3 protein-coding genes are annotated in these 15,388 nt (G+C 43.6%); all 3 read right to left on the bottom strand.

The genetic code is table 11. From position 1 onward, the window contains the following. Positions 1–10: 10 nt before the first annotated feature. From ESB13_RS00105 to ESB13_RS00095, 3 genes are read right to left on the bottom strand one after another with little or no spacing between them, the layout of a single operon-like run. Positions 11–8,620, bottom strand: a complete 8,610-nt coding sequence (locus ESB13_RS00105; RefSeq protein ID WP_129001020.1) for an RHS repeat domain-containing protein — start codon at positions 8,618–8,620, stop codon at positions 11–13. A gap of 18 nt (positions 8,621–8,638) precedes the next feature. Further along, entirely contained in the window at positions 8,639–9,418 is a 780-nt protein-coding gene (locus ESB13_RS00100) for a hypothetical protein (protein WP_129001019.1), read from the bottom strand. A 9-nt stretch (positions 9,419–9,427) separates the two neighbouring features. Beyond that, positions 9,428–15,385 carry a hypothetical protein gene (locus ESB13_RS00095; protein ID WP_129001018.1) on the bottom strand — a complete coding sequence of 1,986 codons (5,958 nt, stop codon included), beginning with the start codon at positions 15,383–15,385 and terminating at the stop codon, positions 9,428–9,430. Positions 15,386–15,388 lie beyond the last annotated feature (3 nt).

The raw sequence follows: 15,388 nt of genomic DNA, 5'->3' as shown, positions 1-15,388 counted from the left end.
TACCCATTGTCTATCGTTGAGCAGCTCCCGGTAGATCTGAACTAATTGGCGGAGGTCGTTTTAAAGGACTAGCAGGCCTAGCTCCGCCGTTATTAATAGATTCAGCACAATTGGGACAAATAGGTCTGCTTGCCGCGACATTTTTCACTTCTATTCCATTCTGACTAGCGTGGTTCATTATGGTGGCTTCTGCATGCCCATTCCCCTTCACGGAGACCTCTCCCGGTTGGAGTATACGTCTTTGAGCAGGACGAAGCACCTTCTCACTAGACGCAACCAATGTCACAGGCGAACCATCTGCGTTTCTTGCTTCGGCAACTGCTGTCGTCGTCCTTCTCTGTGTAGCTTCAGGTAAAGCAGAATGGATTTCATTTGCTCTTTGTTGAAGAGTCGTATTACTAGGACCTGAGGCTTTATTGGAAGCCACAGCCTCACTACTACCTCCATTCGCAGCAATAGTTGGCCTATTAGCATTGCCTTCAGGAGTTGCTTTATTAGCTGCCCCGAGCGACCTACCAATAGCAACATCGTCAGCAGCTCCTTCTGCATATACAGAAATATCTGATAGAGCTTTCGCCCATGTACTGTAAAAAACAGACTCAAATTTCCACTTACCGTAAGCACCTTGCATGAATTGATCCAGATTGGCAAACGAATTAGCCCCTAAATCAGTTACTGGGGACACACTATTTCCACCAGCTGTAAATTCATATGTATCGCCATTATAGCTTATAATCTTCTTTTCCAATGGAGTCCATTTCCACCATAGAAAAGACTTTTCGGTTACAGTCTTAGTTAGTTGAAGATGAGCTTGTCCTTGCTTATCAAAAGTAAGATTATAATAATACTCCTCTAATCCATCCAAATCCGTAGCCCAAACAGGCATATTGCCAGCGAACTGATATGGGGTATAGTGCGAATATTCTCTCGTCAATGGATCCACACTCAAAAATCTTCCCAGCCTAGGATCATAAATCCTCATCCCATAATCCTGCTGATTTCCCTCTCCCTTCACTTCATTATCATTCTCCTTCCCATTAAACCCATACCTATATCCTCCAGCATTGTAACTCCTCCCAGGCATAAGCATCCCAAAAGGATAATAGTCCTGAGCACTCACCACATCCGCTCTATAGCACCCTTCTCCGCCTCCATCTAGCATCTTTTTATCCGACACCGTCGCCAGCACATTCTCCAAATGATTGGTTAATTCAAAGAGCCTGTTGCCTACGTATTCTGTTGAGCCGGGACCGGAATAGCTATCAGACGTTGATGAATTTACAACAAGTTTGGGAGTTAATATTCCAAGACGGCTGCTACCATAAAGATGCTGCTCTTTCCACTCCCAATTGGTAGCGGTTTTCAGGTATACGCCCAATACATTGCCCTGAGCGTCACGAACATAGTAGGTGTTTACATTGTCTACATCCTTGGTGATACGGTTTCCTCCAGGATCATAGCTATAAGAAATCCTCTTATTTCCGGATTTGTACACACTGGCAATCTTTCCATAGACATTCCATTTGATCGTGTCGCTACCTTCATTTACCAGATTGCCGATGTTATCATATTTGTAATGATCGGCAGTCTGACCGTCGATATCTTCTGCAAATTTAGACGAATCAACAGTGTCTTCAACATGCCTGAGCCGGTTGTTTACAAGCTTACCATTGTTATCTACATTGTATTTGTAGGTAAGGTTGTCCATCAGCTTATCGACGCCTGTTGCTGGCGCAGTCCTTTTTAATGTCAGGATATTGCCATTGGCATCGTAGGTGAGCTTTTCTTTATATTCATCACTAATCGCATTATTACTCCATGCGCTATTATCGTTTGTCAGGTTGTTATGCCTGTTGGCTAATATTAACCTGTTCAACTGATCGTAACGATAACTATTACCAACAACAGAACCACTGCTGGCCTGAGGTAGATGCGAATAGGCATAGGTGCTGTAGCTAATGTTACCATTATACAGTTCTTTGCCAGATTCTTCTGCGGCGGTTGGCAGCGGATGACTGTAGGACTTGGCAAAGGCGGGCGTGGACGCATTTAAGCCGATCGGGTTATAATCATTCGCATAATAACCGAGGGTAAACGCTATCGCATCTTTTGCAACGTCGTGGTGCATGGTGGAATAACCATCGCCTCCCATGTCTTTAGTTGCATCCAGGAATTGACCATTTACACCTTTCAGCCACCCTTGCAATGTGTAAGCATAGTCAACACCCTGTACCTGATTTTTGCCTAGTTCCATACGCGCCAGCGGGCCATGGAGATAATAGGTGTACCTGGCATCGCTGGAAAGCACATCCAGATCACGGCCAGACAAAGCTTCGATCAGACGGTTTTCGGCATCGTAGCGGTAGCTATAGTAGAACTGATCATATTTCCCGTCCTGATATTTTACTTTGTTTACTTTACCACTTACCAGGTCATAGTCATAAACGATTTTTTTCAGTCCTGTACTGGCTGGAAAGAACTGCTTTTCCTGCTGGGCGAGTTGTTTGTTTTCCTGGTGAAGAATATCTACATTACCAATGGCATCATAGCTGTAATAGGTTGCTGCCTCCCTGTTAATATTGCCGTTAGTTCCGGAAGACAATAAAGCTGTCGCAACAACACGTTTACGTAGGTTTTTCAAAGTAAGATCAGCCGGAGCCCAGAAGGGCTTTTCATCATACGCCGTCAGGGTAACCTGGCGGCAGACGCCTTGATTCAGCCAATTATAAAGACTTGTTGAATCCCGCGCTACATCGGTAGACATAGCTATAGAGGTACCACTTCTTTCACCTACCTCGGTAATTCTGCCCAGCTTATCGTATACAGTATAGCTAAACCTATTGGCAGGATTATCAGCTGTACCGCCCCCAACAGGATTTTTTTGTTCGGCATTCTGAGAGGCAACCAAACGGGCTACTCTATCGTAATAGAATTCAGAGATGCCGGCATCCGGAGTGGTTTGTTTTACAACCTGATTCAGGCTGTTGTATTGATAAACTGTAGGCAGCCCATGTTTCGGAAGAATTGTCCGGCCGGCCCATTCTATCGTACCACCTACGGTAGTTTCGCTTTCCACCGCAGGGATATTGAAACGCCCCCAAACTGTTAATGGATTCGTTTGAACATTAGTTGGGTTGGCAGATGCCCATTGAGCCAAAAGATCACGCGGCGTGAGGCAAGGATTTTTGTAGTTCGCCCAGACCTCGGCATCCGTAGCAGGCCTTCTGTACAAACGTAACTGTTTTAGAGATACCAGCTCCTGGGCAGGCAAGACCATTGCCGCATCCGACAATGCCGCTTCTATACCCCAATCGAAAGGATAACCGGGCACGGATGGAGAAGTACTTATCGTATTAAGCTTTTCTCCATCAACATATAACTGAAGGTCATCGCCGGTAGATAATGTATTGCTGACAGATTGTAACACTACATGTGTCCAGCTTTGCAAAGGACGCGGCAGTCCACTTAAATCAGCGTAAGCATGGTTACTCTCAGTAACAATAATATCGCCAGCACCATCGGGTTGCATCGAATACAACTCGGCCCAGATCTTGTTATCGCGAATCGCCAACTGATAAAAGAACTTCTTGTCCGGAGTGATGAAGCGTACGTGACGGGTAAAGTTTTCGTTATTCTGATGGTACAGCCAAAATTCAATGCCTTTGCCCGCTCCTGCTAAGAGTTGCGCGCTAACGTTGTTCAACGTCGCATTTTTATCTTCAACAGTAGGGCCATTGTACTCCAGGCAAACTTCAGGATTATCGCCGCGGAAGGTCTCTACCTGGGCCAAATCTTCACCTTCAAGGAAACTTACGCCTTCGGGAGGAATTGTTTTGACAAGGTTACCTGCCTGGTCGTAGTAATAAAGGGTATAATGATATTCTTTTGGAGTAAACTTCAGTTTTGCGCCGGCTTTATTGGCTAAACAAACAGAGATGTAATTATTCCTGAATTTTATTCTTTCTGCAATGATATATTTCTCATACTCCAAACCTGCTGTTGTGCAAGCCTCTTTTATTATGCCATTTGTACAAGCCCAATCATCAACTTCGGGTGAAGCACTAGCCGGTTTGTTATAAAGTTCTGCACCCGCAGTGAGACAGTCCCGTTCTCTAAATGCCAGGTATTCATCAAAAGACAACGTATACCCCCAACGGTGGTTCAGATAATTTGTAAGCAGTACCCTATACAGCCTTGTATCAACGGCTACGCCCGGGTTATCCTGGGTAAACGCATTCACCCCTGCCGTCACTTCATCGCAATTGATGGTTGCAGACGGCGCCTTCAGGAAAGCTACCGGCAAGAGAACGGGATTATTCAACATGCGAACGCGGCAAGAAGCGGCACACTTACTTTCCAGGTCCTGCAATTCTGCCTCTGTAAGCACATAATCGTATGTAAGCAGCTCCTTAAGATATTTATGGAACGTACCCGGCGAACCAGCGTTCACCCATTTAACTCTGAAGGCTGCTATGTTAGCACATATATCCGCTGTCACTTCACCGATATTGGGATTGGCGACCACCGGTTGTTTGTCATAAGGGTATGGAGAAGCAAGCAGGCTTTCGTTAAAGCCGATGTTCACCAGCGACTGTCCAACAGTTGCTACAAACACCTCCCTGAATGAGCGATGATTATATTCAGAAGCGGCCATACCAGCCGGCAGTGTACTTACGAGTTTTATTTCGCTCACAGGCGATGCTGTAATATATCTTGCCGATACCGCATATAATTTTGTGATAAGCTCATTCAGCTTTTCTTTGGTTAAAACTGCCATGGCCTGCGCATTACCAGCAAATTCATCTGCAATGGCTGCGTCGAGCGTAACACGCCAGTTAACTGTGTCTGCCTGCAGGTTCTTTAAAGTTTCTGTTCTTGCTACCTGATCAGCGTTACTACTCTGACTTGCAGCGCAATTCAACAACGGAGAAAGGTCTACATAATCGAAGAAGACGCGCCGTTTATTCTTATAACGGGGATAATTGGGATTATCCTTACAAAGCGTTGAAGAGCCGCTTACAACAGTTTCGCCGCAATAGATACCAGCCAACAGAAACTTTCTTTCTTCGAAAGATTCCGGATCGCCCTCAGGTGAGCCCAGATTTATGTATAACATATCCGTTCCTACGTAAGCTTCCTGCTGACCAGCCGGTATTGGTATTTCATGACGGGTGGGAACGGCGGTCCACCCCTCGTTAGCATAGTATTCATCGACAAGGAGTACTACATCGCGCCCCAATGCTCCACCTGTATATCCAAAATAAACATCCTCACTTTCCCTGGACGTATTCCCCAATTGTAAATAAACATAATTAGCTCCCCGGCGTGCGAATTCAGCCACAGAAGGGCAGGGAACCGGTGTAGCTGGTCCCTGTCCCGGTGCATCGCTACAATTCCCGGAAAGCTGAGATGTACCATCCGTGCCTATAAAGCAGTTTTCACATCCGGCATCCTTTTTCAGGCGATTGACGTATTTGCCTCGCACCTGGAGGTAGAAGTTGCGATACATTTCCCATTCGCGGGTTACAGAACGACATTCGTCGGCAGGTGCGCAGTTCTGCCACCCTGCAGCAGCATCTTCGGAAGCAGTAGCAGGTTTGCAATACAAAGCCCAATCGACAAGCTGCAGGATATTTTTTCCAGGGAGTGTTGTACCTGAGGCATTTTTTACATAAAAATTCAATGCATTTGAAAACGCTGCCAAATCATTCTGCATTGGTGTCTTATAGGTAAAGCCAATATTACCTGCACTAAATAAGGGATCTTTATTCAGGAGGGTATAGATATCATTTCTGTTATAAAGCCCTTTCTGTACGGCCTGTGTACCTGTGGACACTACGTTACTAATGAGATCTTCAAAGTCATAGACATAGGAATTACTCATACACCAGAGATAGCCGCAATACTCTATGTGATACTTTGCAAATTCATCAGCCCATTCGGGATGTACAATATAAGCAGCAACAAATTCGCTTTCGGAAAGCGTTTTTATAGACACTTGTACGCCATCTTCATTTTCGAAGGCCAAGTCGGGAAAATCCGAGTCTTTGTAATGTAACATTACATTGACATCGCGATCAGTGGGTACAAGAGTGGCGCTATCGTACAGTGCATATTGCCCACCAGGCGACACATCAATTTTCATCAATGCAAGTCTATCTGCGCAAGGGAATGTGGCTCGACAGGAAGCCTGCATATTCTGGCATGCACTATTCAGCTGATCGTATGTATTGCTTATCCAGCTTGTTATTTCGGGAGCGTCGAAGCTAAAGTTCTCGCCAGGAAATTTCTGCTCTTTCTGCTGTGTAAGCAGGGCTTTCATTTTAGCAGTAAACTGTTCTTTGGTACCAAGCTTTTCTATACAGGTGGAACACTCGGAATAGCAAGATGCGATATCGGAATGATTCAACTCATCGATGAGAAAAGTATATTGGGTTTTAAGGTCTTTATTATTCTGAATGTAATAGTCTTCGTGGAATTGGATCTGTGCGTCGCTTAATTTCAGTTTATAAGTCACATAATACTCTCCTGTTTCATGCACATCTACTGAAAAGGAGTCAGTAATATCCTGAGTAGCAGTTCCACAAACAATATCGTTTCCGCTGAAAGGCTGGCTCGTAGCGCTGCCGACTGGAATACCACAAGCATCTTTCACCTCTATCAACAATTCATAAAAACAATTACTACAAAAAGCCGGGGCATTCGCTGGCGCAGTTTTAATAAACGCCGGACTTACACTGTAGTGCAGTTTATAACCTGAACTGGTGCCGCTGATTTTCTGAGCAAGGAATGTAGCAGTAGCTATTGTTTGCAAAGCTGCAGCATCTTTTTGAAAATCGGCAGGTCTGATTAAAATGCGGCTTTGTATGTTTTGTGACTGAGCAGACGGCAATGCATCGAGCGTCTGAGGCGCCTCCCCTGCCAAAGCAGTAGCTATTGTTTTTCCTGATGCATCGGTATAACTAACAGAAGCCTGACCATTAGCATCCACAACCATGGTTTTAAGATAATGGGAAGCGATGCCTGCTTCCGTACCGAAAAGCCTGTCTAGATCTTCCTGGAGCGGCTTACCATAGTAATAAGAAGTTGCGTGTCCTTTCCCAATCTGGAATTCGGAACCTACACCACCCTGCCGACGGATGCGGCCTGTATTATCGGGAGTATATTCAGTAAGGGCAAAAGGTTTCTTGTCTGCGTCAGGAATGTACTTTGTAAAGAAATGGTCTGTTGTTTCGGAGTTAGGTAAAAACAAGTTATTAGGCGAATAATATACAGAAGCTCCTCCAGGATCGTTCTGCCCGCCTATACTATTCCGCAAAGGATCTGCATCGATACCGCAAGCAACGATATCGGTAGAGATGGGCTTAATATTAGTATAGTTGTAAGGCTCATTAGCCTCATTCATGTTTATATTATCGTAATAGTCGAACCTGTTGCTTTTCAGAGGCGCCGGCAGAATCTGCAAGGCAGCCCTCCCCATTTTATCATAGATTGTTTCAGCAGCAACAGCAATATCATCGCTATTATTGATGGTTACAGTCTGGCGATTCCGGAGAGAAGCATCGTGATAAGCTATTACTTCTTTGCGTTTGCCCTCTTCGGCAAAGGAACCTGTGTACGACCAGTTCATTACCTGGCGCTGTGCCTCATCTTTAATACGAACTGCCAGTGTTTTTACTACATTGGATTCGTTGCGACTTTCATAAACCCAGTTGCTTTCGAACCTAAGTATCGGATTTGTAGGATCGCTGTGCGATACGCCTCTTATCCTAAAGAATACATAACCACGGGGATAAGGTATATTTATAGTGTAATGGGTAGTTGGTATTGTTACCCGTGTTGCATTATTGCGCATCCATTCTTCCGGCAATGACGACAGGATATGAAACGGTTGTTCATTGTCGCCGAATGAATTCAGCAACATCATCCCTTCTTCGCTTTTCTCGTCTATAAATGCCCATTCCAGGTCATATTCATCATATATGGTATTTTGCTGGCCTGTCCCCGGCTCTCCGGAAGTCCAAAGCGGCCAGCTGACAGTTATTTTTGAAGCAGTTTTACCTATGCTTATAAGACCATCCCAAACAGGATTAAAAGGATAGTTTCTATCAACAATAATCTGGCTATTGATCCTGAAGATGGATGGGAGCTGGCTGCCCCATTCAGGAGAAGAGATAGACTTTACAATTACTACAACTTTGAATGCATTGTTAAACTTGTAGTAATCTGTTAAAGGATAAAACGAACCTGTTGCAGTATCGTACCTGACAGCCAGGTTTACATCATCAATCACGGTAGGTTGCACCTGGTCTCTGGAAGTGTAATACCTTATAGAAAGGGAAAGGTTACAGGTAAAAGGCTTCACCTGGTAATAAAAATTCGTATCCTGACGCAGTTCAAAAGAAATGATATTACGCACAGACAAATTCCTAACCTGGTTCCACTGATCGAGTGGCATATGGAGGAACTTATCGTCGACAACGACACAAGAGTCACCTTGCTTTATTTTACCGCTTAAGGTTTGAATATATGATTCACTTGCGGCGAACAACATGGCCGCAGGCAAGATCATAAAGAGCAACAGCAGGACTGAATGTTTTATACTATACCTTGGTGTCATAAAAGGGCTTTCTTAAGATTAATTATCGGCGTACAGCTTATAGGATTGATAGGCTTTTGCCGGTTGCAGGGTGTTATCTTTCAGCGTTATGATCTTCTTCATTTCCTCTTCAGGGTTAAACCTCAGAGCGGGTAAATACCTGTAATAGGTTTTAGTGATCAAGGTTTGCTCCGTTCCTGAACCATTAGCGCTTGCCGCTGGATTCTTCCACCATTCAATTTCGCAGTACTGAATGTGGTAAGAAGCCGTATCGTAATTAATACGATATTCTTTTATTTCAGGGGTTAACGCATTCATCAATATAAGGCGCCGTTGCGCAGGCTCTGCAGCTGTAGTTACCCATATTTTATAATTAGCGGAATCATCATTAACCAACTGTTTCAAGGGGAAACAATTAGCTTTTAGTGCAGCGAGCGTTGTATCGCTCTGCAGGCCGAGCATAATGTAATGATTGACAGTATCGAGCTGCAGAACGAGATGGCCATTTGAGATAGTTTGCATGCCGCCAAGCGTTTCAATCAATCCATTCCCATTTTTAGCGTAGGAGAATGGCAGTGTTTCTTTAATTACTTCCGGCTTTTGCGCATCGAATAGCTCTATCTGTCCCTCGACGTGCATCAATGAATCTTCCAATAAAAAGGTAGAGAAAAGTTTTTTATACTCTTCAGCAGCAGCCGGAAGACTTTGCTGACCGGCGGCACCAAAGCTGATCCATTGTTTTTTTGCTGCCAATGCCGACAGCGCTATGGCTGTAATTAAGGCACAGCAGATCATCATTATATTTTTACGATCACGCATAGATCTATTTTATCTGGTTTTCAAAAACTGTCTTGTTTCCTTTAATGTTACTATACCGCGCTCTGTCTCCTTTTTTACTCTTATGGGAGTACCCTCGTCGTCGTATTCATAGAAGGTAGCATAGTTGTTTTCGTCCAGTTGCGCCATCAGTCTCATATTCCTGGCATCGTAGGCATATGTACTTATCTGTCCATCGACAGGTTGGATCCTGAAGTCATCGATATAAACAGTACCACTAGAGTTAAGTGCGAGCGAAAACTGGTTTTCGGCCGTAAACCTGATATCTACCTTTTTCCATCCTTCTACTACAGGAAGCAGACTTTGATTTGCGTAAGGCTCGCCGTTTACGGAGATTGAAAGCTTCGTCAGCAACCCAGAAGCAGGCTGTCCATCGTACACCCACATACTAAGGAGGTATTCCTTCTGTGGAACTGTTCCAAATCCTTTAGCCAGTTCATTATTGGTAAGTGTGTACTTTCCTCCTAAGAGAGAGAAGATAGCATTAGGCTCTACACCCGATCCTTGTGCTTTTGTAATACCGAAGCCTCCATTTAACTGAAGACTGTATTTACCTGTATGTGCCCGCAAGCCACTTAGACAGACTGAAGAGCTACAGTTACCGTTTACATTACTCAACTCCCAATCAAAATGCTTTTGCATTGGGCAAGTATCAATGACGCCTGAGCTGTAATTGTAATCTTCAAAACCGTCAAAGGCTATTTCGTTATGGCGCGCATTTGCAGCTATTGCAATAGCTGCCGATTGCTGGTATCCATACAAAACGGCACCATAACGATTCAAAGGATCTTTACTTTCTATTTCATTACCTTTCTGATCGTAATAAATAGACGTATTATTAGCAACCCATTTGGATGCTGCCAGATCCGGATTTTTAATAAACTTATTTAAAGCTCCGGTAGTTTCACGAAGCCAGAACAATGAGTAATCCTGATAAAATCCTGAGTTACGGATATCGGTACTCCCTGCAAGTGTAGACTGGCTTTGTCGATGAACGCGATTAGTGACATAAACATAATCTGCCTTAGGCCTCCAATTGCCCAGTATGCCTTCATAATATGGGTTTATGACCCTATTTACGGGGTCAACACATCCTCCCCACGAACTTCTGGCCGTACCGTTATAAGGCTCGTATTTATTTTTGATGGGAGCGCCCCATACCTGACCGTATTCGAGCATTTTGGCTTCCAGTATCCTGCGGTCGACGCCCAGGTTGAGTGTACCATTAAAGATGGGGTTGTTCATACAAACGACTGTCCCCGCAGACGCATTCAACATATTTCTCTTGCCTGAGCGTAATATTATATATGTCACATTATTAGCCCGAATCCATTCCCCATTTTTATCTATCAGTCTATATTTACCCTCATCATCCTTAATCACCCATGCCCTCTGGCTGGTAGCAGATCCGGACATATCTCCTAATTCATCTCCTGGGTTCAGGAAGGAGAGATAGTTTTGAATTATTCCAGATGGATCGGAAGACAAATCCCGAAGAACAATACCCAGGTTTTTATAGGCACCTCCCATCGTTTCATAATCTTTAATCATCCATGCAGGATAGGTAAATGCATAAGTATTGTAATTAAACTCATTCTGGTTCTTTGTTAGTACAACCTGCCCCGTCTGTCCATCCCAAAGCATGTTTTCTGCTTCGGTATAGGAGCCATGCTGCATAGTGCGAACACGTTTTACGAGCCCATATCGATGAATCACTTTTACCATACTAGCTGAGCGATAAGTATTTGCAGATCTGCTCGGCGTCATACGATAGGAGCCATAAGGCAAGGGGAAGAAAGCTGCCGACAGCGCCCCCGCATATGGAGCGATTCCAAAACCTATTTTTTCGGAATCACTATCCCTGAGATCAGTAGCGATATCCATATCTGTAGCGAGAATCTTCTCTTCTATACCCCCATTTTCATTTAACACGCTCACCGTGTTATCCAACTCCTTCAACTCTGCATTTTCATCCTTTACATTATAGAAATACTCGGTAGAAGCTATTTTTTCGCCATTCTTATTATAAATGGTGGCAGATCTGGGTTTGCCATGCATATCGTTCAAATCCACTTTAAACCCTTGCGAGGTTTGTACTCTTTTTACAGATATGGAGGTAAACAATTGAATAATCATACTGTTTTCATAAGCCCTCTGCGCCAATGATGTATAGTCTACCAGCGTTGGGAAGTCTTTTGCTGTATAAAACTCATGTACCGCATAACCTGAACTCTGCTCATTATCAACACCAAAGTCAATAACTTTTACTTTACTATATCCTACCTGTGGTGCGGGAAAGAAGCTTTCACAGAAAGGCTTTTCGATATAATGGTATCTATCGTTTGTCCAATACACCTTTTCGGCATAATTCAAAGGCTCATGGAAAGGGTTTTCTTCGTTTCCTATAGCAGGTTCGTAAGAAGCTACACCACTGGATATTGTCGCTCCATCTTTATTAAGCGTAGTATACACATATTCCTGTCCATAAGTAGCTTTTTTCTGGTTCAGAGACATGGCATTCCATTCATCAGAAATCATGATCTGTTTTACCCTGGCTCCTCCACCTTTCTTTTTGCCATCTGGATTTTGCAGGCGTACAAAACTTTTAAAGAAATTAATCTTGTCACCAAATTTTCTATTCTTTGCCAATCCATTAAAAGACTGAAAAGCTTTGATAAAGTTAATCTGGGCCTGGATCATCGCCCGTATAGCTGCCTCGATATCGCCAATATCCGTGTTACTGTAATTATCGTATGCATATTTTTTCAGGTCAGTTCTTAACATTTGCCATGCAGCGTTGGTGAGGGGACTAACGCCATCAATCATTTTCAAACCAATTCTGGCAGAAGTGCTATTGATAACACTGCACTTAGTAAGATCCAGTTCCGCATAACCATGAACATATTCAGCGTGTCCACGATTATCGAGATCTACAAAGGCTTTAAAGAAAATATTAGACTGCCCCTGGAGATATGTTTTCAAAAATGCCTCTGGTGTTACATCAGGCAGGGCTTTCGGGAGTTCCACAACAATCTGATTAGCACCTATCAATCCACTTGGAGCTCCATCTTTCTGGAGTTCTTTGATTCTACACATCTGCATTGCCCTACGGTTCTGAACATAGGCATAATCATCGGCTTCATAGGTAATATTGATAACAGTGCCCGGAGGTGTTACTATTTTATTCAGTTGCCATTTGGAGGCCAGCCTGTTCGCAACAGTCACTTCGTCTAAATCCGTGTTATCGTTTTCCTGCGGCGTATAGGGATACTCGGCATTATATAGCGTGGAGAGTCTGTTTGTATTTGCCTGTGGATTGTAGTAATCTCTTTTATAAGTACCCCAGCGGTCTGTACTCCTATTGGCATAGCCCCCTTCATAGCGATAATCATTGCCCTCTACCAGAAGTGTTACGCCCGGTATGGAACCGTCATGTAGCGATCGCATGTCGTATTCAAACTCATAGGGATTAGTCTGGCCTCTTTTATTGTTTCCAAACGTAAAGTAGACCCTTTTTAAAGTAAGCTTCCCCTTTAGCAGGTTGGCATTAACGCCGCTGCCATTAGTGAGATCAATACCGGAATTATTAGGCATGTTGGGGCAGATTGAATAATCATATTCAAAATGGACCGTTTTAATAGGTTTGGCATTAACCGGATCTTTAAGATATTCTGATTTAAAGTAAAGCTTAATACTATCCAGCTTCTGTAATTTCATTCTGGAGGAGGCATTCATATGCACACCTCCAACACCGAGGGCGTCTTCGCGATCACTAGTTGCGAAAATGGCGATCATATTCTTACTCTCAATAGACTTATTGTACCAAACTTCTCTTTCACCATATACAAAGCTGGCCTTATCGTCGGACGCGTCACTTATAAAACCTTCATTATAGTTTGCATATTTAGCGCCAGCAGCCGGTGTTCCGGTTGGAGTTCGCCAGTAGTATTTGTTATCAAGTTTGGTATAGCTAAATTTATAGGCATTACCTGCATCATCATCGGTTATGCCGTCTTCCTTTTTATCAACATAATCCGGAGATAAGATTTCGGTAAGAAGAAAGCCTGTAGTATAGGCAGGTGTTATTTCACGAGAAGACATTTCATCCCGCCCATATTTATGCACTGGATTGTCAGCCGCTGTTCCATCTGTATTATACGTAATAAGCCCGGTACGCCTGGCCTGATCCATATCTGCCGGTGGGGGCACTGAAAAAGTACATTCCCTTTGCTGCGTATTATATACAGGTATACCATAGATAATGCGTTTACCATCTTTATCGGTAACACTAATTTCAGAGATGTGGTGAGGCTTCCTATAATCACTCACCCTGCTTGAATCATATTTTTCGCCCGCCTTATTGTAAAAGCTTATTTTCTTATCAAATCCATTTAGCGCAGCCTGTTCTGCTGTAAGATAACTTACAACATCTGTACGAAGATCTCTTACCCCTGTGGTTCTTTTCATAAACCTGGTTGGTACATATTCGCGATTCTTCCCTACGAATATTTTAGACAATGCTTTATCTGAACCTAATATCCTGTAGGTATTATCACGGCCTAAGCTATCATAAAGCGACTCTTCCATTTTAGTACATTCTCCCACCTGTTTGAAGTACACCGGCTCATCATGAGGTAAGGTCAAATTCTTTTCAGCATTTTCCAGAAAGTAGTTATCTGTGGTCCATTTTTGGGTAGCCGCCCTTGCGCCCTGAAGCGAGATCCTGCCCCCTACTTTAAACAAGTTACCCCATCCTGCAGTCATACCATCGCTTATTTCGGCAGAGGTGGTTTTGCTTAATTTATCGAACGTGACGTAGTTTCCGGCAAAATGTGCTCTAAACTGGCGTGAACCCGCCTGCCCTGTTGCCATAAAGAAATCATGTGTTGAAACAGGAATGGGAATAGCCGGCGCACTTTGAATAAAAGTAGCTTCGTTCTCTCTGTTGAAATCAATTAAAGCATCCAGCTTCTTTCTTCCACTAAGATGATACATATAACCATAAGCCGAAGACGCTGTTAAAGGATTTTCCACTTTTTCCGTATAATAATATCCTGTTCCTCCTATACCCACGTAGCCCCCAAAAAAAGACGGCCCGAGATCTACACTACGTTTCACCAAATAAGAAATAGTGTTAACCGGGATGATAGGGGTATAAGTTTGTCCAAAATAGTTTACAAAAGACAATTCTTTGTTGTCGGGTTTAGATGTACCATATGCAACATCGGAATAGGTTGTCCCAAGCGTTGTATATTTTAATCCATCTCTGTTATTATATTTAAAGCCTCCTGATAAACCCCTCGAATGATGCCCCTCCAAATCGTCCTTGGCACGGCTCAGAGAAAATGTAGGAGCAATATCCAATCCATCCCTAACATCGGAATTGATATCAAGCTCAAGCCCTGCTGTTAGAGCAGTTGAGCCATCCCTGGAAGATTTACCATCGATAGAAATCCCCACAGAAGCCCCAATACCATCATAGTTATCTTTATACACACTGCTTTTAAAGCCAATCTTACCATATTCCCATGCCAATACAGATGGCTTTACAACCAACTCCGCGCTCACCTTTTTAAACGCTTTCCGCGTATAATACTTCTCAACTTTATCACCGCTAAAATCATCAGGCAACCCTCGCACCGATCTGCTGATAGAACCAGGGTTCATTACCCAGCCGGCACCCACCCAACTGGCTTCATCCTCAATGCCTGCACCCGACTGATAGCTCAGGTTCAGCGGATATCCGCCAACGTCCATCAATGGAATATTATATTTAAAATCGCCTGTAAAAAGGTCCACCATATCACTGGCGCCTGCCGGCTGAAATTTGGCCATCTCGGGCTGGGTGGGACCTGATGTTAATGCATAAGCCACTCCGGGGCAGAATGTCTGTAAACTTAATATCAACAGAAAAGCACCTGCAATAAATCTCTTGTTAGTACTATACATAAC

The organism is Filimonas effusa (assembly GCF_004118675.1).
Classification (GTDB): domain Bacteria; phylum Bacteroidota; class Bacteroidia; order Chitinophagales; family Chitinophagaceae; genus Filimonas; species Filimonas effusa.
This window is presented reverse-complemented; position numbering and strand designations above follow the sequence as displayed.

Coding starts and splice junctions, on each gene's coding strand:
- ESB13_RS00105 (WP_129001020.1), bottom strand. CDS start 8,620: ATGACACCAAGGTATAGTATAAAACATTCAGTCCTGCTGTTGCTCTTT.
- ESB13_RS00100 (WP_129001019.1), bottom strand. CDS start 9,418: ATGCGTGATCGTAAAAATATAATGATGATCTGCTGTGCCTTAATTACA.
- ESB13_RS00095 (WP_129001018.1), bottom strand. CDS start 15,385: ATGTATAGTACTAACAAGAGATTTATTGCAGGTGCTTTTCTGTTGATA.